The organism is Pseudomonas sp. Tun-23181, assembly GCF_057415455.1.
This window is the reverse complement of record NZ_CM171630.1, coordinates 5,593,868-5,615,335: the sequence shown is the minus strand read 5'-3', so window position 1 is coordinate 5,615,335 and position 21,468 is coordinate 5,593,868. Positions and strand designations below refer to the sequence as shown.

Annotated in this window: 18 protein-coding genes; 3 read left to right on the top strand and 15 right to left on the bottom strand. The window is 62.3% G+C overall.

From position 1 onward, the window contains the following. Positions 1-100 precede the first annotated feature (100 nt). Positions 101-871, bottom strand: coding sequence for a DUF2285 domain-containing protein (locus tag ACDI39_RS26370; protein WP_003092318.1), 771 nt, complete (start codon positions 869-871; stop codon positions 101-103). Positions 872-1,213: 342 nt separating this feature from the next. Continuing rightward, complete coding sequence (locus ACDI39_RS26365; protein WP_016487838.1) at positions 1,214-1,561, bottom strand: DUF2958 domain-containing protein; 348 nt, start codon at positions 1,559-1,561, stop codon at positions 1,214-1,216. Positions 1,562-1,848: 287 nt separating this feature from the next. Here ACDI39_RS26365 and ACDI39_RS26360 point away from each other — a divergent pair, with 287 nt between their 5' ends. Then, on the top strand, positions 1,849-2,142 hold the full coding sequence (locus tag ACDI39_RS26360; RefSeq protein WP_006379425.1) for a helix-turn-helix domain-containing protein: 294 nt from the start codon (positions 1,849-1,851) through the stop codon (positions 2,140-2,142). 312 nt (positions 2,143-2,454) lie between these two features. Here the strand turns inward: ACDI39_RS26360 and ACDI39_RS26355 are convergent, their stop codons facing one another. From ACDI39_RS26355 to ACDI39_RS26335, 5 genes are all read right to left on the bottom strand, one after another. Continuing rightward, entirely contained in the window at positions 2,455-2,769 is a 315-nt protein-coding gene (locus ACDI39_RS26355) for a DUF736 domain-containing protein (protein ID WP_001273857.1), read from the bottom strand. 775 nt (positions 2,770-3,544) lie between these two features. Then, on the bottom strand, positions 3,545-3,754 hold the full coding sequence (locus ACDI39_RS26350; RefSeq protein WP_022580212.1) for a hypothetical protein: 210 nt from the start codon (positions 3,752-3,754) through the stop codon (positions 3,545-3,547). Between the two features lie 61 nt (positions 3,755-3,815). After that, a complete protein-coding gene (locus tag ACDI39_RS26345) occupies positions 3,816-5,885 on the bottom strand; it encodes a ParB/RepB/Spo0J family partition protein (RefSeq protein ID WP_000994919.1) in 2,070 nt (689 codons plus the stop codon). A gap of 80 nt (positions 5,886-5,965) precedes the next feature. After that, the gene (locus ACDI39_RS26340) at positions 5,966-6,793 is read right to left on the bottom strand and encodes a DUF932 domain-containing protein (RefSeq protein WP_003092327.1); all 828 of its coding nucleotides are present in this window, start codon (positions 6,791-6,793) and stop codon (positions 5,966-5,968) included. A gap of 599 nt (positions 6,794-7,392) precedes the next feature. Next, on the bottom strand, positions 7,393-8,697 hold the full coding sequence (locus ACDI39_RS26335) for an IS1380-like element ISPa33 family transposase (protein WP_010793081.1): 1,305 nt from the start codon (positions 8,695-8,697) through the stop codon (positions 7,393-7,395). Here ACDI39_RS26335 and ACDI39_RS26330 point away from each other — a divergent pair. Continuing rightward, positions 8,670-11,207 carry an ATP-binding protein gene (locus ACDI39_RS26330; protein ID WP_486537170.1) on the top strand — a complete coding sequence of 846 codons (2,538 nt, stop codon included), beginning with the start codon at positions 8,670-8,672 and terminating at the stop codon, positions 11,205-11,207. The genes ACDI39_RS26335 and ACDI39_RS26330 overlap by 28 nt on opposite strands. Before the next feature lie 66 nt (positions 11,208-11,273). On the opposite strand, the gene radC is transcribed toward ACDI39_RS26330, so the two are convergent. The 5 genes from radC to ACDI39_RS26305 all read right to left on the bottom strand — a co-directional run bounded on the left by radC (position 11,274) and on the right by ACDI39_RS26305 (position 16,310). Continuing rightward, on the bottom strand, positions 11,274-11,783 hold the full coding sequence (radC, locus tag ACDI39_RS26325) for a RadC family protein (RefSeq protein WP_003092330.1): 510 nt from the start codon (positions 11,781-11,783) through the stop codon (positions 11,274-11,276). Positions 11,784-12,134: 351 nt separating this feature from the next. Continuing rightward, on the bottom strand, positions 12,135-13,199 hold the full coding sequence (locus ACDI39_RS26320; protein WP_003092331.1) for a PDDEXK nuclease domain-containing protein: 1,065 nt from the start codon (positions 13,197-13,199) through the stop codon (positions 12,135-12,137). Further along, the gene (locus ACDI39_RS26315) at positions 13,196-14,395 is read right to left on the bottom strand and encodes a tyrosine-type recombinase/integrase (protein ID WP_001062689.1); all 1,200 of its coding nucleotides are present in this window, start codon (positions 14,393-14,395) and stop codon (positions 13,196-13,198) included. The genes ACDI39_RS26320 and ACDI39_RS26315 overlap by 4 nt, the downstream gene beginning before the upstream one ends. A 235-nt stretch (positions 14,396-14,630) precedes the next feature. After that, positions 14,631-15,560 carry an electron transfer flavoprotein subunit alpha/FixB family protein gene (locus tag ACDI39_RS26310; protein ID WP_225790371.1) on the bottom strand — a complete coding sequence of 310 codons (930 nt, stop codon included), beginning with the start codon at positions 15,558-15,560 and terminating at the stop codon, positions 14,631-14,633. Next, a complete protein-coding gene (locus ACDI39_RS26305) occupies positions 15,561-16,310 on the bottom strand; it encodes an electron transfer flavoprotein subunit beta/FixA family protein (protein WP_225790370.1) in 750 nt (249 codons plus the stop codon). 590 nt (positions 16,311-16,900) lie between these two features. On the opposite strand from ACDI39_RS26305, the gene ACDI39_RS26300 reads away from it, so the two are divergent. Next, positions 16,901-18,565 carry an electron transfer flavoprotein-ubiquinone oxidoreductase gene (locus ACDI39_RS26300; RefSeq protein ID WP_410045688.1) on the top strand — a complete coding sequence of 555 codons (1,665 nt, stop codon included), beginning with the start codon at positions 16,901-16,903 and terminating at the stop codon, positions 18,563-18,565. Between the two features lie 167 nt (positions 18,566-18,732). Here ACDI39_RS26300 and ACDI39_RS26295 read toward each other — a convergent pair whose 3' ends face one another. The 3 genes from ACDI39_RS26295 to ACDI39_RS26285 all read right to left on the bottom strand — a co-directional run bounded on the left by ACDI39_RS26295 (position 18,733) and on the right by ACDI39_RS26285 (position 21,303). Then, the gene (locus tag ACDI39_RS26295; protein ID WP_225790368.1) at positions 18,733-20,058 is read right to left on the bottom strand and encodes an MFS transporter; all 1,326 of its coding nucleotides are present in this window, start codon (positions 20,056-20,058) and stop codon (positions 18,733-18,735) included. A 70-nt stretch (positions 20,059-20,128) separates the two neighbouring features. Beyond that, positions 20,129-20,614 carry a histidine kinase gene (locus ACDI39_RS26290; RefSeq protein ID WP_368816149.1) on the bottom strand — a complete coding sequence of 162 codons (486 nt, stop codon included), beginning with the start codon at positions 20,612-20,614 and terminating at the stop codon, positions 20,129-20,131. 212 nt (positions 20,615-20,826) lie between these two features. Further along, the gene (locus ACDI39_RS26285) at positions 20,827-21,303 is read right to left on the bottom strand and encodes a sigma-70 family RNA polymerase sigma factor (protein WP_225790366.1); all 477 of its coding nucleotides are present in this window, start codon (positions 21,301-21,303) and stop codon (positions 20,827-20,829) included. Between the last annotated feature and the right edge of the window lie 165 nt (positions 21,304-21,468).

Genomic DNA, 21,468 nt, shown 5'->3' with positions numbered 1-21,468 from the left:
CCATCAAGCCCGGCCACACCACGCGGCCGGATAGAGGCACTCTCAAGAAAGCAAGGCTTCTTGCTAAGGGACGATTCGCACGGGTCGAGAAACGTCCCCCCTAATGCGACGGGAACATTGGAAGCTGCGCTAGTCGGCGGTAGCCGCCGTGCATCAGCTCATCGCCGCGGCGTACCAGCCGCCGTACGCGGGCACGCAATGCACTGTCTTTGTGCCAGTCGGCCGCGACGGCATCCGCGCCGAACAGACCTTCGCCCACCTCGCGCAAGGAGGCTCCCGCGAGGGTCGCGTCGAGCGCTTGCAAGGTATGCAGTTCCAGCAGCGCGGCGGGCGTGGGGCGGGAGCGGGCTGTTGCCACAGGCGTGGCCACGGTTGCGGCAGATAGCGCATCCAGCTTCGCAGCGAGCGTGCGGTAGCGCGCACAGGGCGTGGCGCAGGCGCGTGTGGCGTAGAGATAGGCCGAACCATCTTCCAGGTCGGGTGCGAGTGCCAGCCGAACGCAGCAGCCTGGCCAATGCGATACGAGCACCAGGCGCTTGCCGTCGTGGGTCAGTTGCTTGCGCCCAGGAATGCGCCAGAACTCGAAGGTATGCGCATCGGGTGGTGGGTCGGCGTCGGGGTATAGCTGCACCACGGCATCGTGATCGGGGAACCAAGCAGGATGTGCGTCGCGCGCATCCAGGCCGGGATCTTCCAGCAGGCGCAGGCCCCAGGCCTGCGCCGCATCAGGCTTGCGACGCCGGCGTAGCCAGTCGCGCCGGTAGCTTGGATTCCTGCGCAAATACTCCCAAGCCAGCGCTGGGCCATCGAGGTGCAGCGTGTAGAGATACGCGGCCGTGGGATACCAGTGTTGGCTGCTGCGGTCAGTCATGGCGAAACCTCCCTGTTTCTGGGAACGTCGCCACAATTCCGCTGTGCGGGAGCTATCGAATCGCCATCAAGTGGTCATCAAACTCGGGTTACGCTTTAACTGCTGGTGTCAAGACAGATTCGCTCCAGTGCATTGCCGAAATCGTCTAAATGCGACGACTGCACCGCCCGGAAATGGGGTGCAGCATTGAACACCGTGCCGAATCTCGCGCCTGGCATCATGACTGTTTTGGTCAGGAGCGCACCACCCTGGTGCAAGCATGCGGATCAAGACTTGCCAGGTCTTGGCTAAGACCGAAATAGTCACAATGCGATACTTTTTGCCTGGTCGCGCTGGAATGCGTCAATCGGTGATCGAACCGTTTTCCTGAGCCAGTCGAACGTATTCCGACAGCGGCCGCGTCGGCTGGAAATACCGATCTCGTATCACGGGCTGCTTGAGCGGCCCGACGATGGACGCCAGATCGGACAGCTTCACCGTCGCCAGGGCAGGCATCCCGATCCCGAGGTCGATCAGGCCGTAGGCCGTATCGCCATCGGTCGGATCGAGCGCGGCCAATAGCCAGGTCGCATGTGCGTCCGGTGTGAACAGGCGCACCACGGGCAGCGGGTCACATTCCTGGCCTGCGGCGCGGGTGAGGCCGTGGGCCAGTAGGTGCACCCGGTCTTCCTCGGTGACAAGCGTGGTCAAGGCCGCGCCCCTTCCACGAACACACGCAATCGCCGAGGCGCATCTGTGCCTGCGGACGGATGCACGTATGCGCAAGCGCACGAAGCCGCAAAAGCGGAGAGGCACGAAGGCGTATTGGTGGAAGTCAGGAAAGACACGGATGCGGTTCCCTGGGTCTGAGGAAATCCGCAGATGCGGATCTCCGTAAAAGCACGGAAAAGGAAAACATCACCACCAAATGAACACTATAGATTGTAGTCCTATAGGGCGCAATGGGCTGTCATCTTGGTTTTTTGGGGAAACCATAGGTGGCAGCGAAGAACTCATTGGCAGCGGCGATTCGGACGGTAAGGAAGGCGCGTGGTTTGAGCCAGGAAGCGTTCTCCAACGTGTCCAGTCGCACCTACATGAGCACGCTGGAGCGCGACCTGAAAAGCCCAACCATCCAGAAGCTGGCCGATCTGTGCGAGGTCATGGAAGTGCATCCGCTCACGCTGCTCACATTGGCTTATGCCGGTGACAGCACCCGCGAAGCTGATGAATTGCTGGCACAGGTGCGCCAGGAACTCAGGGCGATATTGGAAGAGCCCGACACGCCTTAGCGCGTTGGCGTGTGGTACTGAATTGCAGCAAGCGGAGCGCGCAGCGCCGCAGGCGCGAAGGCGTGAGGGATTGAAGCCGGATGGCCGTGACGGCTTGCCGGCACGGGGCGAAGCCCGAAAGCCCGGCGGCGCTTACAGCGCCGACACGCCACACACCGCTCGTTGACACGGATTGCGAGCCACAAGGCACGCATGCAGGCCCGCCGTGACGGGCGTATCCAGCACGCGGCAGCAGCAGAAATCCTGCGCGTGCGGTGCTGCGATCAGCAGCATCGCGCCCCGCCGCAGTGGGCGGGACGCGGTAAGCGGCTGTCAGGCCGCCTTCGGCTTGTTGCGCGACCAGATCAGGTCGTGCGTGCCGTCCTCGTTCTCGATCAGGCGGGCATAGACCGTCGCCGGGAACGAAGGGTCGTCGATGGATACGGACAGGTATTCCCGCCCGGCCTCGCTGGTCTTCTTCCACGCTGCGCCGACTTCGTGGCCAGCCGCTTGCAGGTGGAAGTCGGGGGCGTTCTCGGTGTCGCCCTTGTCGTTGGGAACCAGCTTGACCTTGACGTTGAGCGTCAGGGTGCGAAGCGTGCCGGTGAAGCCGTCTTTCTCTGCGGTGAAGGTGCCGATGTTAGCCATGATGTTTCTCCTTTCGGGTTGAACAAGGTCGCGCCAGTGCGTCCTTGTTGTGATCCGGCCGGCGGGGGATGGGCTGGTCGCACCGCACAGCGGTCGCAACAACGTGGAGAACCTGGAAGCGAAAAGAATTTGTCCCGCGAGGAATGCGCGCAGCGCAGGGGAAATTGTTTTCGCTGCAAGGTTGCGGCCATCAAGCACAAGGCGCAGCCGCGCCACCGCCAGGATTCACAACAAGACAAGGACGCACAGGCCGCCCGCTCCCGAATGGAGACGTGGCCAACTCGGCATCCCCGCGTGACGGCTGCACCGGCTTGCGCCCTGACGCGGGCCAGGTCAATGCCCCGACGACAAGGCCAGAGCGCCCCTGCCGCAGCTCACGGCCACATACTGAGGCGTGGTGTGGAAGCTCCATAGAAGCGAGGCTGGGCGGCGTGTCGGTGAACCGTCTTTCGTGACGTACAGACAACGAACCGCCAGCGTCGGGGACGGCACGCTTTCGTGCAACCTGCCGCAGCAAGCCGGGGCGTAGCCACACCAGCCCCGCCCATTGCGGCGGGGCTCGGTCGAATCGTTGGCGGCGCGATGCGCCGCCACACTTGCTGGCTTCGTGGATTTCGCGCACGAGCGCCCTTGTGCGTGGCCCCATCGCCGCCTGTCCGAAGGCGGCGATGGGGCGTTTTGGCTTTGAGCAGTGAAACCGGGCGCGGCCACCGCCGCGCCCGGAGTTTTCGACCACCGGCCCCAAGGCGGCACGGCTTGGGGCCGGTGCGGCTCGTTATTCCTTGGTTTCGATGATCCACCACACGGCGCGCGGCAAGGCGCGGCCCGTGAGGGGATGCAGATCGGTCAGGTCGGCGCGGGCCGTCCAGCCACGCGGCGGACGGTAGCCGCGCACGTCGCCGTCGCCGTGCCAGCGGCGGGCGCGCACCGTGCCGGAGGCATAGGTCGCAGCTATGCGGGGGCGGTTTGCGGGTTGGTGGGTCATGGCAGGCATCCTCAACATGAAGCGCCCCGGCCGGAACCGGGGCGCTATCTACGGTGCGAAGTCACGCGGCCAAAGCCTCGGCCTGCGGCTGGTCATCCGCCACGGCGGCCACTTCTTCCTGTGCTTCGGCTTCGCCATCCGCCGGCGCGTCCTGCCCGGTCTGCTGCGGGCCTTCGGAGCGGAAGATGGCGGGCATCCAGCCGGTGCCAGCGGCCAGCCGTTCGGCTTCGCTGGCAATGTCGCCCTTCTTCAACTTCGCCAGTCGGGTGACGTGCGAGGGCGCGAACCCGCCAACGGCTTCCAGAATCGCGGCCTTCGGCACATGCCGGAAGTAACCCTCATTGGTGGGCTGCCACCACGCGGCCATATCCAGCCCCACGGCCTGCGCCAGTTCCGCGCCGGGCTGGTGCGGCGTGGCGCGAGGCGTCACCACGTCCACCGTGGAAGCTAAGCACACGGCCAACAGCCGCACCAGTTCATCCTGTGATTTCGCCAGCAGCGCGGCGAACAGTTCGGCGCTGTCCTCCGGCAAGGTTTCGCCTGCCACCTGTTGCAGTTCGCGCAGCGCCACGGCGGCGGGTGATTCCGGCCAGTCCGGGGCCATGCCTTCCAGCCGGTCTTGCACCGTGAGGCGCACACCCAGCGGCAGGTCGTGCCCGTAGTGCCTTTCCTGCAAGACGGTCTGCACCATGCCATGCACCACGGCGGCCAGCGCTGCTTGCGGATGCCGTGCAACTTCGATTTGCAGCGCAGCGGTACGGTGCGCGCTCAACCGCTGCGCCAGTCGGTCAGACATGGCGGCGGTCTTGGGCTGCTCGTCGTCCTCGCCTGCGTCCTCGTTCGCGGCTTCGCCTTCGCTGCCGAAACCCTGCCGCAGCCGCTCCAGCGTGCGCAGTGCCTTGGCCTCCGCTTCGCGCAGCAGCCCGCGATGAATCGCGGCCTGCCCGTCGCGGTCGATGGTGACAATGGCACCGGCTGCGGCCTTCACGTTGGCCGCATAGTCCAGCAAGCCATCTTCCAGCGCCTGCAACTGCTCGCCCAGGCGTTCGCCTTCTTCCTGCAAGGCATCGGCCTTTTCCTCGTCCTCGTCGTCCAGCGCGGCATCCACCGCCTCGGCCAGTTCGTGCAGCTTGGTTTGCAGCTTCTCGATGCGCTGCGCGTCGCGCTTGTTCGGACTGCGGCGTTCCCTTGGCGCACGCTGGAAGGCTTGCAGATCGGCATGGGTCATGCCCGGCGTGGCATCCACCCACGCCCAGCCCTCGGCCTGCACCTTGGCGGCGATACCTGCCAGCTTGTCCTGCGCCAGCCGTTCCAGCAGTGCGGCATCGGTCAGATACACGCCTTTGTCGCCCTCCGCGAACAGGTCGCGGCGGATGCCACCGCCTTCCTGCTCGTAGCCGTCCAGCCCGACAAAGCGCACCAGCGGATGCCGGTAGGCGTCGATTTCGCGTTCGGTCAGGCGGTCGCGCAGGTTGTGCGGGCCGCGCTGCCATGTGGGCGCATCGTAGAACGCGGCTTCCTGCGCAGCATGGTCGTCGGTGATGGCGAGGGCCATCAACTGGTCAAGGCTCACGGCCTCGGCCCGGTAGTCGGCCAGCAGGCGCGGCGACACGTTGGCGAGTTTCAGACGGCGCTGCACCACCAGCGGCGTGACGCTGAAATCCGCTGCAATGTCCTCGATGCTGCGGCCTTCGGCCACGAGCGCGGCGAACGCCTCGAACTGGTCGGCGGGGTGCATGGCTTCGCGCTGCACGTTCTCGGTGAGGCTGGCCGTGCGGGCGGTGCCATCGGCCACCAGCAGGCAAGGCACCTCCCATTCCTTGCTAATGCGGTGCTTTTTCGCCAGCAGCTTCAACGCTGCGAGGCGACGGTCACCGGCCACGACCTCGTAATGCTCGCCATCGGCGGCGGCAATCACGATGAGGTTTTGCAGCAGGCCGACACGCTGGATGCTGGCGGCGAGTTCGGGAATGGACATGCGCGGGGTCTTGCGCACGTTGCGGCCAGTGGGACGCGACACCAGCCGCGACAGCGGAACCAGAATCAGGTTCTTGGTCGGATCAGCGGCTTCCAGCGGGATAGCGGCGGCGGTGTTGATGGCGCGGGCTTCGGTTTGGGTAACGGCGTTCATGGTGATAACTCCTATCGGTTCAGGGATGCAGCAGCGAAGAAAGCGACAAGGGCTGCTGCCTGCCCCTGCCGCGTGGGGATTCAGGCTTTCAACTGGCGCATGCCATCGGCCAGCAGCCAGAGGGCGCGATTTAGTCGGATGTTTTGGTCGATGCCCTGCACCGGGCGGGTTTGCTGTCGGCGCCCGTTGGCGCTGCGGCCACGCAGCCCGCCTTGGGTCAGGTTTTCTTGGGTGCGGTTGAACACGCTCCACAGGTCGGGGCGGCGGTCGTCGAAGCGGCGCGGCATCAGGATTTGCGATTCCGTGATGGGCGCGGGCTTGTCGGGGTCGTCGTACTTGAGGGCGAGCGCGGCGCGGGCGAACACTTCGGATTCGCCATCGTCCAAGGTGATGCCGCGCATGGCATCGCGCGATTCCTTCACCCGATCGAAACCGCTCAAGACTTCGTAAGCCCCCTCAATGACCAGACCGGCCACGTCGCCTTTATGGGGCACTCGCACATCGGCCACGGTGTTGCCGCAGACAAGGCCATTGCTGCACACGAACCGGAACATTCCGGCCAGCATCTGATAGCTGCTGGTGCCGTCGTGCGAGTTCAGCAGCACGATTTCGTTGGCCTCCGCGCCGTTGATCTGGCTGGCATGGCGCAAGCGAATCATGTGTTTGGTGTGCTCGCGCTTGCCTTCGTCGCGCACGCGGGTTTGCGTCACCATGAAAGGCTGGAAGCCTTCTTTGCGAAGCTCGGTCAGCACGGCGGCGGTGGGGATATAGGCGTACCGCTGCGAACGGCTCTCGTGCGGGGCATCCGCGAAGATGGACGGGGCCACGCGGTGAATCTGGTCGTCGGACAGCGGGTAATCGCTGCGCAGCGAGGGGGAGCGGAAAGCGAAACGGGATGCGAGTTGCATGGTCTTTCTCCTGACAAAAGAGGTTTGCTGTTCACACCGCACACCGGATTTCTAGATTCGGAGCCCAGCCTTTCGGCTGTTTGGTGCGGTCGGCACGAGGAACCCGGTTGGCCCTGTTGCCACCGTCTTTCCTGAGTTCATCGCCCGCGCCCAAAGGAGCGCGCGGACGGGGGCCGTCAAGGAGCCAAGCGCAGGGTTGGTGCGGCCCGCAGGCGCAGCCGAGGACACGGCCCTGCGCGCCTTGACGGCACACGGTCGCGGGCTACGGTCGCGGGTAAGGTGATGAAGTCAGGGGAGACGGCTGGACAAGGCAACGGCCATCCCTTTGTGCTGACCGCACGCAAGCGAAGCGCGCAGGCCCGAAGCTGGAAGCCGGGCCGTAGGCGTCAGCGATGCGGAAGGCTGGCGAAGCCAGTCCCGCCAGGGATGAGCGACTAGCCCGGATTTCTCATGAGGCCGGCAGGCGTGGCCGGTGAAGCCTCGGCGTATCAACAACCTGCCTTCCACCGCTAAAAATTGATCGTTTTTTATTCAATTCCCGCGTATGGGGCGCACTGCCCCCTTTCCCCCATTGAGCCGGGCCGGGGGCGCCCGCCTGTTCAGGTCGGCTTGAGGCGGGCAACCAGCCCCGCAAAGAGTTCCTGATGCGGATAGGCCTCGCTGATCAGCACGCGGATGCGCCGGCTGTTGCGAATGATCACCGCACCGATCTTGAGCAGTTTCAAGCGCAGGTTATGGATGCTCATGCGCGCCAATGCGGTGCCCTGGAGATGATCGCGTAGCCGTTCGAACAGCACATAGGCAAAGGCCGACAGCATCAGCCGCCACTGGTTGGTCCACCAGCGTGGGCTGGAGGTGCGGTCGGCGAACAGATCCAACTGTTGGTCCTTGATCCGATTCTCCATGTCGCCACGGCCGCAGTAGTCTTCGTAGTACTGCTGGGCAGCATCCTCGGCAAAGCGGGACACGACGATGAAGCGTGGATTGGCACCCTGCTCGCCATGTTCCAGGCGCGACACGACCAGGCGGCGCCTACGCCAACTACCGGCCTGATAGAGGAAGCGATACACGCCGGACATCTTCTGCCCGGTTTCTTGGTAGGCCTCGGCGACCGCTTGCATGGCCGGCGCCGCCATCCGCTGCAGGCGGGTGTTGCGGGCCAGACCCACCACATAATCCACCTGCTTGCGGTCACACCAGTCGAGCATGCGATGTCGGCAAAAACCGCCGTCACCGCGGAACACGATGCGGGTCTCTGGCCAGAAGCGGCGAATGAACTTGACCAGCAGTGCCAGGATGGCCCAACTGTGTCGGGCGCCATCGATGTTGCTCGGGCGCAAATAGCTCACCAGCAGATGGCGACCACAGAACACATAGAGCGGCAGGAAGCAGTAATGGTCGTAATAGCCATGGAAGAAGCGCCCTTCCTGATCTCCATGCACCGGCACATCGGTCGCATCGAAGTCGAGCACGATCTCAGCCGGCGCCTGGTCATGCTGGGCGATGAAGTGCTCCCACAGCAGGCGATGGGCTTGCACCACCGTTTCGCGATCGGCTTGCTGTTCCAGGCGCCCCAGAGTGGATTTGCCGGCCAGCGGTTGCAGGCGGTTGACCGCAGTCTGCAGCGCGTAGTCATGGCGCAGGCCGTCATGATCGTTGAGATCCTCGTAGCCGGCGGCCAGTGCATAGATACGCTGGGCGAGCAGTGTCTGCAGTCCATGCTGGACACGCCCAGGATCACGCCGATCGGGAACGATTTTGGCCAGGCGGCGGGTCAAGCCATGTTGCCGGTCGACCTCGCGCAGCAGCAACAAGCCCGCATCCGAGGTGATGTGACCACCGGTGAAAGAGGCCTCGACGAGGCGGCGAGAGAGGGGTGAAAAGTGGAGTTTTTCTGGTAGCATTTTGTGCGCGGCTGAAGACTTATGGGGCTTTGTTTGGCGACAAGAATCATAAGGCTTTCAGCCGTTTTTGTTTATGCGGTCATGAGAAATCCGGGCTAGCGAACCTGGAGCAGCGCGATCCGCGAAGCGGAGACGCAAGAGGACTCTTCGTTTACCATTTGTTTCGCAAGCAAATGATGGGAAAGCAAGAACACGGAGATATAGAGATGATTGTCTGCATCAACCGCCTCAAACAGTTCGGAATCTTCAGCGACTTCAATGGAACGAAGATCCAAAAGTTCGGCCGGTACAACCTGGTCTATGGTTGGAATGGAACAGGCAAGTCAACGTTATCGAATCTATTCTCTTGCTTTGAGCTTCGCTCGATGGTTCCCCGCTTCAGCACGGGCCAATTTTCAGTAGTTCTGGAGGATGGCTCAACGATCACGGAATCCACACTCCACTCATCCCAATTGAATATTCATGTTTTCAATCAACGCTTCGTGCATGAGAACATTGATTGGGACAAATCCGTAAAGAGCATCCTTCTTATTGCGAAAGAGAAGATTGATGACTTGCAGAAGCTGGAGAAGCTGAAGAGCGAGCTTCAGTCGAAAAAGAAGGCTCACGACGACAAGCAAAGCGATATCAAGAAGCAGCGTGAGGCATTAGAGAAGTTCCTGACCAATGCTGCCAAGAAAATGAAGCTTGGACTTCAGGCGATTGATACGAGCGACAGTTATTACTTGAATTACGACCGCCGCAAGCTCTTCAACTTCATACAGAATAACGGCGAGACAATTATCAAGGCGGAGTCGGTTCTTCCAGATGAGAGGGTTATCGACCTTACGAATGCCGCCAAGCCAGATCAGCTTCCAAGCATTGCTTTCGCCTCAACGGCCATTGAGCCGGACTACTTTAAGAAAGCGGCGGGCCGCATCAGAGATTTGATTGGGACTACGGCGGTCAATCAAGCAATCCAGCGGCTGACCGATAACCCGGAAATCCGCGAATGGGTTCAAGCAGGCTTGGAAATCCATAAAAACCACGACTCGCAATCCTGCGAGTTCTGCGGCTCTCCGTTCGCCCAGCTTCGTGCCGAGGCGCTTGCTGCCCACTTCAGCAAGGAGTTCACGGAGTTTCAGAGCCGACTTCAGAACGCGGCGACATGGATTGAATCTCAAGGCGCTCCAGCTAATCAGTTTCCCGCATCGACCGAGTTTTATAAAGAACTATCGGCCGAGGCAGAGAAGCTTCAAAAGGACTACGCAACTGCTGCTGAAAAGATCGACCAGCAAATCGACGCCTGGCGGGAAGCCCTGAAGGCCAAGATCACAGACCCTGGGAAGACAGACATTCAGATCTCGGATGTGGTTGAAGACGATGTCACCAATTTCAATGACATCCTGAAATCGATTGTTGCTCTCGTTGGAAAGCACAACAATAAGACTTCAAATTTCAAATCTGAGACCTCAAAAAGCAAGGTGGCACTGGAGCTTCACTTTGCTGCGGCTGAGGTGCAAGAGTTTGACTATGCTGGAAGTGAGAAGAAGTGCAATGACCTTGAGTCAGAAGCAAAGAACGACCATAAGGAAATTGAAAAAATTAGTCTAGAGGTCGGAGCCATAGAAGCGGCGCTCTCGAATGAAACGGTCGGGGCAAAGGAGTTCAATGACATCCTGCATCGCTTCATTGGCCGCTCTGAGCTTTGCCTGAACTTCAATCAGAAGAAGAAAGGCTATGAGATCATCAGAAACGGGGTTGGTGAGCACGATGGGAATTTGAGCGAAGGTGAGAAAACTGCGATTGCATTTGTCTATTTCATCACGAAGCTCAAAGAAAATGGAAATAACATCAAGGATACGATCGTCGTCGTTGACGATCCGGTCTCAAGCTTTGATTCTAATCACTTGTTTCACGCCTACTCGTTTTTGAGAACGCAATGCACTGAAGCCAAGCAACTTTTTGTGCTGACTCACAACTTCACTTACTTTAAGCTAGTGAGAGACTGGTTCACTGGCACCAATAGGAATCGAGTCAAAAAAGGCAACGCCGAGAATTGCTTCTTTTATCGCCTGGATGCGCCACCTGGCTCCCCTCGTCACTCCCTACTTGTGGATGCCGACGACTCACTCAAGAACTACGGTTCCGAGTACCACTATATCTTCAAGAAGCTCTACGAATATAGGGCGCACACAACACTCAATCGAGATGAGGCGTTCTTGACCGCCAACCTCGCCCGAAAGCTTGTTGAATCGTTTTTCACCTTCAAATATCCAAGGCGTCGAAGCGACATTAGTCAATTGATGGAGGCTGGCCTAAAAGATTGCACCATCACGACACCAGAGCTTAAAGAAAAAATCTACCGCTTTATCAATAAGTATTCACATAGCGACGTTATTGAGATAACAGAGGAATCCGCAGAAAACTTGGCAGGCGAAAGCCACAGCGTCATCGGGAACATCTTCCAGTGGCTGGAAGAGGTGGACAAGAAACATTACGACGAGATGATTCAGGTTGCGACGGCCTGAGCATCAGGCCGCGAGGGCCATAGCTATGCCACCAGGCGCAGCAAAAAGGGGCCGAAGCCCCTTGGGCTAGATCAGCCCATGCTCGGCGAACGATGCCGTTTCGTTGCCCGCAACGATGATGTGATCGAGCACGCGCACGTCCACCAGACCCAACGCTTCCTTGAGCCGCTGGGTCAGCGCCCGGTCAGCCGCGCTCGGCTCGGGGTTTCCGCTCGGATGGTTGTGCGAAACGACGACCGCCGCCGCATTGAGCCGCAGCGCCTCCTTGACCACTTCGCGCGGATACACCGACGCACCGTCAATAGTGCCGTGGAACATCTCCCTGTATTCGATCAGACGATGGCGCGTATCCATGAACAGCACTACGAACACCTCATGCTCGAAGCTGGCCAACTTTGTACGCAAGTATTCCTTGACCGCCGCCGGCGAAGTGAACTCTGCTCCGCGCCGCATTTTCCGGTCAATGACCTGGCGCGCAGCTTCCAGAATGTCGTCGGCCGATGCCGGTAGATAGCGCCCGTGCGCGTCGCGCACCAGCAGACAGGAATCGAACGAGGGAAAGGACAGTTGCGACATGATCGTGCTCCGGTTGCTCGGGCGGAATTGCCCGGAACCGGCGGCAGCACGGCGCAGCGCAAGCAGTCAGGGGTCGCAGACGGCCGCCAGGACGCAAGCGCGCATGGCGCGCGCCGCCCTTGACGGCGAGAACGCCGTGATACGGTGAAGGGAACAGCAAGACCGCCCACACCCGCCCACTGCACAGAGTCGATTTTTGGCAAGCGGAGCGCGCAGGCCCGGATCAACGAGCCGGGACGGAGGCGTCAGTGATGGAAGCCCGACAGGGGCGAGACTCGCGCAGCGAAGCTCGATGCGCAGCACGACAGCGCGACGGCGGCACGCCGGGACGCCCGACTGCTTGGGACAGGACTACTCGTTGTCCGTCTTGCGCTGCTCGATTTGCAACTGCGCCCGTTGCGTTGCCTGTTGCAGCCGCTCCACCAGCACGCCCCTCGGCGGCAAGGCGGTCAGATACTCGGCAACGTGGATGCCGGACTTGTCCAGCTCCAGCAATTCGATCTGCTCGCGCTTCTTGCCGGTGCAAAGGATGATCCCGAGCGGCGAGGCTTCCTCCGGCTCCCGTTCGTGCTTGTCTAGCCACCGAAGGTAAAGCTCCATCTGCCCTTTGTAGGCCGCCTTGAAGTCACCTACCTTCAACTCCACCGCAACCAGCCGCCGCAGCTTGCGGTTGTAGAACAGAAGGTCAAGGTGGAAATCCTCGTCGTCGATCGGAATGCGCTTCTGCCGGGCGACGAATGAGAAGCCCGCGCCCAGCTCCAGCAGGAAGGACTCCATTTCACGGATGATCGCCGCTTCCAAGTCGCCTTCCTGCCAAGTGTCCCGCAGGCCCAGGAAGTCGAGGATGTACGGGTCGCGCATGACCAGGGCCGGCGACATGCGCTGCGCATCGCGCAGGGTCGCCAACTCCTGCGCTATGGTTTCTTCCGGCTTTTGGGAAAGCGCCGTGCGCTCGTACAGCATCGAGTCGATACGCTCGCGCAGCGTCCGCACGCTCCAGCGTTGGGTGCTGGCCATCTGTGCGTAGTAGTCCCGCTGGAGCGGGTCTTTCAGCGGCATCAGGGCGATGAAGTGCGTCCAGCTCAATTCTCGTATCAGTGATACGAGAATTCGCTCGTCGGGGAAGGTGGCGGCGAACTGCACCATGCGGCGCAAGTTCTGCTCTGCAAAGCTGCTGCCGTACTCCTCCACCAACTGCGCAGCCAAGGTGGGCAGAACTTCCTTGCCGTAGGCGCCCCGGCGCCTGTCCAAGACCTGCGTGTGGATGCGTTGGCCGATGCGCCAGTAGAGCATCGTAAGCTCGCTATTCACCGTCGAGGCGGCGCGCAAGCGCGCCGCCTCGATCAGTGCCCGAATGTCGCCCAGCAGCGCCGCGGGCGCTGCGAGCGATGCTGCTGATGGCCGGCGCCCGTTCATGCCACCGCCTCCGCAAGCTGCCGCGCGCCCGTGATGGCTTGGCGGCGGCTGGCCACCAGCTCGGCCGCCTCGCGCACCGGCTTGTCCTCGGTGTGGACGTAGTGCATGAACATCGCCACGGTCTTGTGGCCCGTCAGCTTCATTCCCACTTTGGTCGGCACACCGGAATTGGCAATGTCGGTGGTCGAGCGATGACGGATGCCGTGCGTGCCTACGTGCGGCACGCTGGCGGCCTTGAGCGTCCGGCACCAGCCGCCATAGTGCTCGCCAAAGGTCAGGTGCTTGGCCGGGTCGTTCGGCGACGGCAGGACGTAAGGGCAGCCTTCCAGACGCGGCGCCGTCGAAAGCAGCCGATAGGCTTCCTCGCTCATGGGCTTGGAAATGCCGCCAACCTTGCTGTCGGGCCACACCACGCGCCGGTTCTCGAAGTCCAGCCAGCTCCATTCGAGCGGGCAGATTTCGGAGCGCCGCGCCGCAAACTCGAATTGCAGCCGGATCGCCAACGGGATGACGTAGTTCTCCAGCCCCTCCGCCTCCAGTTTCTCCAACTGGCGGAAGATCCGCACCATTTCCTCGTCCACGATGAGCCGGGTTTCCTTGCCCGGCGGGTACATCGGGACGTGGCGGCACGGATTCGTGCCGTCCGGGCGGAAGCCCCAGACTTCGGCCAAGTTGAACATCTTGCGCAGCACGCCGAAGGTCTTGTTGGCCTCGGTCGGCTTGTAGGCCAGCTTTTCCATGAGCCCCGCAATGTCGGGCCGCTTCACGTCATGCACCTTCTTGCGGCCCAGCAGCGGGATGATGTTGCGGTCGATGACGCCCTGGTAGCCGTCCTGCGTGCTGACCTTGTTGCGCTTCTTGGAGTAGTCCTCCATGAACTTTTTGCACAACTCGGCCATCGTGGGCGCCTTGCGCGCCTCGGCCTTGGCACCGCCGGGATCACCACCCCGGCGAACCTCGGCCAGCCAGTCCTGCGCTTTGACCCGCGCCTGTTCGACGGTTAGCTCCCCGTAGAGTCCCAGCGAGGGCTTGCGGGGCTGGCCAGAGTTCGTGCGGTACTGGAGCATGAACACCCGGCGTCCCGTCGAGGTAATCTTGCAAAGGAAGCCGGGCACGACGGTATCCCGTAGTTCGATGTCCTTCGCCTGGGGTTGCGCCGACTCTACGGCGGTCTTGGTGAGCTTGATCTTTGCCATGATGACTCCTTGGAACGACCCGGATTCCAGGAGCCAGATAGGAGCGGCGCGAGGGAGAACCGGGTCAAGTTTCAGAAAGCACCGGCATATGATGGAAGCGCGTAAGCTATTGATAAACCTGCTGTATCGGGCTACGTCGCAGTCCAGCGAACTACCGGGCTGGAGTCATCGTGAAACAAAAAAAGCCCGGCCCCCTGCAGGAGGGCCGGGCTTCTTTATAAGTGAAGCAGGCGGATCAGACCAGCTTTTCCAGCTCCGGAACCGCTTCGAACAGGTCCGCGACCAGGCCGTAGTCGGCGACCTGGAAGATCGGCGCCTCCTCGTCCTTGTTGATCGCCACGATCACCTTGGAGTCCTTCATGCCCGCCAGGTGCTGGATGGCACCGGAGATACCCACGGCGATGTACAGCTGCGGCGCGACGATCTTGCCGGTCTGGCCGACCTGCATGTCGTTGGGCACGAAGCCTGCGTCGACCGCGGCGCGGGAAGCGCCGACGGCAGCGCCGAGCTTGTCGGCCAGGGCGTACAGGTGCTTGAAGTTGTCACCGTTGCCCATGCCGCGGCCGCCGGAAACGACGATCTTGGCAGCGGTCAGCTCAGGACGGTCGGACTTGGCCAGCTCTTCACCGACGAAGGCGGACTTGCCGGCGTCGTGCACGGCGCCAACGGCCTCGACCGCGGCCGAGCCACCTTCGGCGGCCACGGCGTCGAAGCCGGTGGCGCGCACGGTGATGACCTTGACGCCAGCGCTGGATTGCACGGTGGCAATGGCGTTACCGGCGTAGATCGGGCGCTTGAAGGTGTCGGCGGACTCGACCGAGATGATCTCGGAGATCTGGTCGACGTCCAGCAGTGCGGCGACGCGCGGCAGGATGTTCTTGCCGTTGGTGGTGGCCGGGGCCAGCACGTGGCTGTAAGCCTTGCCCAGCTCGGCAACCAGCGGGGCGACGTTTTCCGGCAGCAGGTGGGCGTAGGCGGCGTTGTCCGCGACCAGCACCTTGGCAACGCCGGCGATCTTGGCGGCGGCCTCGGCAACGCCAGCGACGTTCTGGCCAGCGACCAGCACGTGGATATCACCACCGATCTTGGCGGCGGCAGCGACAGTGTTCAGGGTAGCCGGGGCTACGGCACCGTTTTCGTGTTCAGCGACAACCAGGATAGTCATTTAGATTACCTTCGCTTCGTTCTTCAGCTTCTCGACCAGTTCGGCCACCGACTTGACCTTGATACCGGCGCTGCGCGCAGCCGGCGCTTCGACCTTCAGGGTCTTGTTGGTGGAGGCGGTGGAAACGCCCAGCGCGTCCGGCGTCACGGTCTCCAGCGGCTTCTTCTTGGCCTTCATGATGTTCGGCAGCGACGCGTAGCGTGGCTCGTTCAGGCGCAGGTCGGTGGTCACGATCGCCGGCAGGTTCAGCGCGACGGTCTGCAGGCCGCCATCGATCTCGCGGGTGACGTTCAGCTTGTCGCCAGCGACCTCGACCTTGGAGGCGAAGGTGCCCTGGGCATAGCCGGTCAGCGCAGCGAGCATCTGGCCAGTCTGGTTGTTGTCGCTATCGATGGCCTGCTTGCCGAGGATCACCAGTTGTGGCTGTTCCTTGTCGACCACGGCCTTGAGGGCCTTGGCCACGGCCAGGGAGTTCAGCTCTTCACTGGTTTCGACCAGGATGGCGCGGTCGGCGCCGAGGGCCAGGGCGGTACGCAGCTGCTCCTGGGCAGCGGTGGGGCCGATGGTAACGGCGACGATCTCGGTGGCCACACCCTTCTCTTTCAGGCGCACGGCTTCTTCGACGGCGATCTCGCAGAAGGGGTTCATGGACATCTTGACGTTTGCAAGGTCGACGCCGGAGTTGTCCGCCTTGACGCGAACCTTGACGTTGTAGTCGACCACTCGTTTGACAGCTACAAGAACCTTCATGGATTCCTCGTTACTCTCCGGTGAAAAGAATGTCGCCTGGGGCAATTAGGCTTTGTACGAAAAGTGCCTGCGCGATCTTTCGTACAAACCCTACCCCTGCGATTGCGCGTGGGTACAAGGGCACCTCTAAAAACGTTCCGGCGCAGAGGAAATTTCCAGTGACCGATAAGTCCTATCGCGACTGCCAGGGCAAAACCGACGGGTCATTTCCTGTCGTGGCGTGTAGACTCCACTACAAAACGGGATTCGGCCTGAAAACCCTGCTCCACGCCTGGTCTTTAGGGGTGCACCTGCGCCCGACGGTCAGCCTACGGCGAGCGTAAAACCGCTCGTATCTTGACCGTAACACCCAATCCGGTCAATACGGCAAATTGGCCAGCCTCCAGCCGCGCTCCAGTGATTTTACTGGGCTCCGGCAAATTCAAACAAACGTTTGTATTGGACCCGCCAAGTGGTGTAGATATAATGCGCGGCCAAGAGAAAACGGTGTAGTCCGTCGTTCACGAAGCTACAGCTTGCGTAGCCGTGCGTAGGTATCCGACACCCAATAAGACAAGCAACAGCGATGAGCCTTGAGTAGGAGAGAACCAGTGGAACGCGAATACATGGAATTCGACGTGGTCATCGTCGGCGCCGGCCCGGCGGGCCTGTCCGCCGCCTGCCGCCTGAAGCAGAAGGCCGCCGAAGCCGGTAGCGAGATCAGCGTCTGCGTGGTCGAGAAAGGCTCCGAGGTCGGCGCCCACATCCTCTCCGGCGCGGTGTTCGAACCCCGTGCCCTGAACGAGCTGTTCCCCGACTGGAAAGAGCTCGGCGCGCCGCTGAACACCGAGGTCAAGCGCGACGACATCTATGTGCTCAAGGATGCCGGCAGCTCGACCAAGGTCCCTGACCTGTTCGTGCCCAAGACCATGCACAACCAGGGCAACTACATCATCTCCCTGGGCAACCTGTGCCGCTGGCTGGCCCAGCAGGCCGAGAACCTGGGCGTGGAGATCTACCCGGGCTTCGCCGCCCAGGAAGCGCTGTTCGACGACAACGGCGTAGTCCGCGGCATCGTCACGGGCGATCTGGGTGTCGACCGCGAAGGCAACCCCAAGGACGGCCTGTACACCCCCGGCATGGAGCTGCGCGCCAAGTACACCCTGTTCGCCGAAGGCTGCCGTGGCCACATCGGCAAGCAGCTGATCAAGCGCTTCGACCTCGACAGCGAGTCCGACGTCCAGCACTACGGCATTGGCCTGAAGGAAATCTGGGAAATCGACCCGGCCAAGCACGAACAAGGCCTGGTGGTGCACACCGCCGGCTGGCCGCTGGATGTGCTGAGCGCCGAGAACACCGGTGGCTCCTTCCTCTATCACCTGGAGAACAACCAGGTCGTGGTCGGCCTGATCGTCGACCTGTCCTACGCCAACCCCTACCTGTCGCCGTTCGATGAGTTCCAGCGCCTTAAGCACCACCCGGTGATCAGCCAGTACCTCGAAGGCGGCAAGCGCATCAGCTACGGCGCCCGCGCCATCTGCAAGGGCGGCCTGAACTCGCTGCCGAAGATGGTGTTCGACGGTGGCGCACTGATCGGTTGCGACCTCGGCACCCTGAACTTCGCCAAGATCAAGGGCAGCCACACGGCCATGAAGTCCGGCATGCTCGCCGCCGAGGCAGTGGCCGACGCGCTGGCCGCCGGCCGCGAAGGCGGCGACAAGCTCGAGGGCTATGTCGATGCCTTCAAGGCCAGCTGGCTGTACGAAGAACTGTACGCCAGCCGCAACTTCGGCCCGGCCATGCACAAGTTCGGCCCGATCTTCGGCGCAGCCTTCAACTATGTCGACCAGAACTGGTTCGGCGGCAAGCTGCCGTTCACCTTGCACGACACCAAGCCGGACTACGCCTGCCTCAAGCTCGCGGCCGACGCGAAGAAGATCGACTACCCCAAACCCGACGGCAAACTCAGCTTCGACAAACTCAGCTCGGTGTTCCTCTCCAGCACCAACCATGAAGAAGAACAGCCCTGCCACCTGAAGCTCGCCGACCCGAGCGTGCCGATCGCCAGCAACCTGCCGCTGTACGACGAGCCAGCCCAGCGCTACTGCCCGGCTGGCGTGTACGAAGTGGTCACCCAGGAAGACGGCAGCAAGCGCTTCCAGATCAACGCGCAGAACTGCGTGCACTGCAAGACCTGCGACATCAAGGACCCGGCCCAGAACATCACCTGGGTCACCCCTGAAGGCGCGGGCGGGCCGAACTACCCGAACATGTAAGATCCACTGCGGGCCCCAGGGGCCGCTTTGCAGCCCCAAATGGCGACTGAAGGCCTTGAATGACCACATGAGGCCTTCCCCGCCCCACGAAAAAGCCCCCTGGCCACATGGCTCGGGGGCTTTTTCATATCTGGCAGTGCGTACTTCCTCGATCAGGCGCTATCGCCTCATTTGTCACCACACATGATCGGCACAGGCTCCGCGGCGAACCCCAAGGGCTCCCGACGCCCGAAGTACAAGGCCGTGAGCAACCCGACCACACCCATGGCCAGACAGAAGCCGACACACACCCACGGGCTCCACGGCATCAGCGCGATCAGCGCCAGCGGCGTGGTGCTAGCCCACAGGGCGTAGGCGATGTTGTAAGTGAAGGAGATACCAGAGACACGAATCTCGGCCGGGAACAACCCGACCATCACCGACGGCACCACCCCCACCACACCGCAAGACAACCCGGCCAACGCATAGGCCAGCCAGGTCCAGCCCACCTGCCCCACCAGGCTCGCGTACAGCGCACCGATCCCCACGGGCAGCAGCAGGCTGTAGATCACCAGCGCGCGCCAGGCACCGATGCGGTCGACCAGCATGCCTGCCAGCACGCAGCCGATGTTGAGAAAGACGATCCCCACGCTGCTCAAGGCGAAGGTGTCTGCGGCGGCGATGCCGAAGCGCTGTTGCATCACTGTCGGGGTGATCACCACCAGCACCACCACCGCCGAGGTCAGCACGCAGGTCAACAGTGCCGCCGGGACCAGGGCACGGCGATGCTCGCCCAGCACGCTGCGCAGCGGGAAGGCCACCGGCTGCGCCTGGCGCTCGCGCAAGGCCAGGAACACCGGCGTCTCGCTCAGCCAACGGCGCAGCCAGACACCGATGACGCCAAAAACACCACCGAGCAGGAAGGGATAACGCCAGGCGTAGTCGAGGATCTCCTGCGGGCTGTACAGCTGCGCCAGCAAGGTCGCGGTCAGGGCGCCGAGCAGGTAGCCGAACGTCAGCCCGGCCTGCAGGAAGCCCAGGGCATAGCCTCGCCGCCCGGGCGGGGCATGCTCGGCGACGAAGGTCCAAGCACTGGGCACCTCGCCCCCCACCGCCGCGCCCTGCAGGATGCGCAGGGCCAGCAGGAGCAGCGGCGCGGCATAGCCGATGTCGGCGTAGGTCGGCATCACCCCGATCAGCAGGCACGGCAGGGCCATCATCAGGATGCTCAGGCTGAACACCCGCTTGCGCCCCAGGTGATCGGCGAAGTGGGCCATGAGGATGCCCCCCAGGGGCCTGGCCAGGTAGCCGGTGACGAAGATCCCGAAACTTTGCAGCAGGCGCAGCCATTCGGGCATCTGCGGCGGAAAGAACAGCTGGCTCAGGGTCAGGGCGAAGAACACGAAGATGATGAAATCGTAGATTTCCAGCGCGCCGCCCAGCGCCGCCAGGCCAAGGGTCCGGTGGTCGCTGCGGCTTAACCGGGCCTGGCGCGGGGTATCGATGGCAGTCATGGCAGGGGTCCTGCAGATCGGCAAAGGGCAAGAGGATAGCAAATGCCCGCTGCCTGTGGTCCTGCATGCCTCAGCTCGTGCGGCTGAACACGGTCTGGGCGAAGTTCATGCGTGGCCTGGGACGCGGCGCCCCGGCACAGAGCCCAGGCGGCAGGGGCACCTGCCCCACCACCACCGGCAGGTCGATGATCGCCATGAACGACTCCAGCGCCTCGCTGTCCGGCACCCTGGCCAGGCTGACATTCACCGCATGCCGTTCGGCCTGCGGCACCGCGGGTACTTTCAGGTGCTGCGCGTGGTACAACAGGGCATGCTGAATCTGCGGGCTGACGCGGCAGAAGCGCGCCAGGTCGACGCCGGCATGGCTGGCCAGCTCGATATTGCCGACCAGCAGGTTGAACGGCTGCAACGCGCTCTCGACCAGGCGTTGCAGGTCGTCGAAGCTGTCCACCGGGGCGATGCGGTAATAGCCCAGCCCATTGAGCATCTTCTCCAGTTGCAGGCGCTGGCAGGGGTGCTCTTCGGCGATGAGGATGCGCATGGATTTGTTCGGCATCATCCGGACCTGGGCAGTTGGCTGTTGAGAGACGCTCCCTGACCATACTGCGCCAGTGCAGGCTGCCGCCAGGACGGTGCCTGGCGGGGTCTTCATTGATAGTTGTCGGGAAACCAGGAGAAATCAAGTCGCCAGCACCGGGAATTTCCACGCCCTGGGGTTTTCAGCGACGCCCCTGCCTGCCAGGGGCCACCTGGCCATCGACCGGCGTCTCAGGACTCCCACTGGCGCATGCGCAGCCGGCAGTGCTTCATGGCATTGACGATGTGCTTTTCCACCAGGCTGCGCGAGATCCCCAACTGCTCGGCGATCTGCTGGTGCGACAGGCCCTCGAGCTTGCGCAGCAAGAAGCTGTCGCGGCAAGGCCCACTGAGTTCGTCCAGGGCCCGCTGCATCAGGTCCAGGCGCTGGTCCAGTTGCAGGCGCTGCGATAGCGCCGGGCCATGCCAGCGCTCATCGCTGTCGAGCACTTCCAGCGGCTCGGCCTGGCGCACCAGGTGGCGCCGATGACGATCGACCACCAGGTTCAACGCGGTGCGATAGAGAAAGGCGCGCGGATGCTCGATCCGCTGTGCGTCGGTACGTTCCAGTACACGCAGGTAGGCATCATGGGCGACATCCTCCGCCGCCTGGCGATTGCCCAGGCGCGCGGATAAGAAGCTCACCAGTTCGCGATAGTAATGTTCCACGACGGCACCTGGGGTCTCCCTGCTGACGCTGAAAAACAGGGGTGCGGGACTTGAGTGATATCAACACGGCATCTTACAAATTATAATTATTCTCAGCAACATACAGCCCTCGCCTCCATCCAGCTAAATCCCCGCTCCTTGCCTTCGTTTATCTGGGACCGCCTT

Bases quoted from the DNA above. Each gene is read 5' to 3' on its own strand.
- ACDI39_RS26340 (WP_003092327.1), bottom strand. From the start codon at position 6,793: ATGCAACTCGCATCCCGTTTCGCTTTCCGCTCCCCCTCGCTGCGCAGC.
- ACDI39_RS26290 (WP_368816149.1), bottom strand. From the start codon at position 20,614: ATGCCGAACAAATCCATGCGCATCCTCATCGCCGAAGAGCACCCCTGC.
- ACDI39_RS26320 (WP_003092331.1), bottom strand. From the start codon at position 13,199: ATGAACGGGCGCCGGCCATCAGCAGCATCGCTCGCAGCGCCCGCGGCG.
- ACDI39_RS26315 (WP_001062689.1), bottom strand. From the start codon at position 14,395: ATGGCAAAGATCAAGCTCACCAAGACCGCCGTAGAGTCGGCGCAACCC.
- ACDI39_RS26295 (WP_225790368.1), bottom strand. From the start codon at position 20,058: ATGACTGCCATCGATACCCCGCGCCAGGCCCGGTTAAGCCGCAGCGAC.
- ACDI39_RS26310 (WP_225790371.1), bottom strand. From the start codon at position 15,560: ATGACTATCCTGGTTGTCGCTGAACACGAAAACGGTGCCGTAGCCCCG.
- ACDI39_RS26335 (WP_010793081.1), bottom strand. From the start codon at position 8,697: ATGCTACCAGAAAAACTCCACTTTTCACCCCTCTCTCGCCGCCTCGTC.
- ACDI39_RS26355 (WP_001273857.1), bottom strand. From the start codon at position 2,769: ATGGCTAACATCGGCACCTTCACCGCAGAGAAAGACGGCTTCACCGGC.
- ACDI39_RS26345 (WP_000994919.1), bottom strand. From the start codon at position 5,885: ATGAACGCCGTTACCCAAACCGAAGCCCGCGCCATCAACACCGCCGCC.
- ACDI39_RS26370 (WP_003092318.1), bottom strand. From the start codon at position 871: ATGACTGACCGCAGCAGCCAACACTGGTATCCCACGGCCGCGTATCTC.
- ACDI39_RS26305 (WP_225790370.1), bottom strand. From the start codon at position 16,310: ATGAAGGTTCTTGTAGCTGTCAAACGAGTGGTCGACTACAACGTCAAG.
- radC (WP_003092330.1), bottom strand. From the start codon at position 11,783: ATGTCGCAACTGTCCTTTCCCTCGTTCGATTCCTGTCTGCTGGTGCGC.
- ACDI39_RS26350 (WP_022580212.1), bottom strand. From the start codon at position 3,754: ATGACCCACCAACCCGCAAACCGCCCCCGCATAGCTGCGACCTATGCC.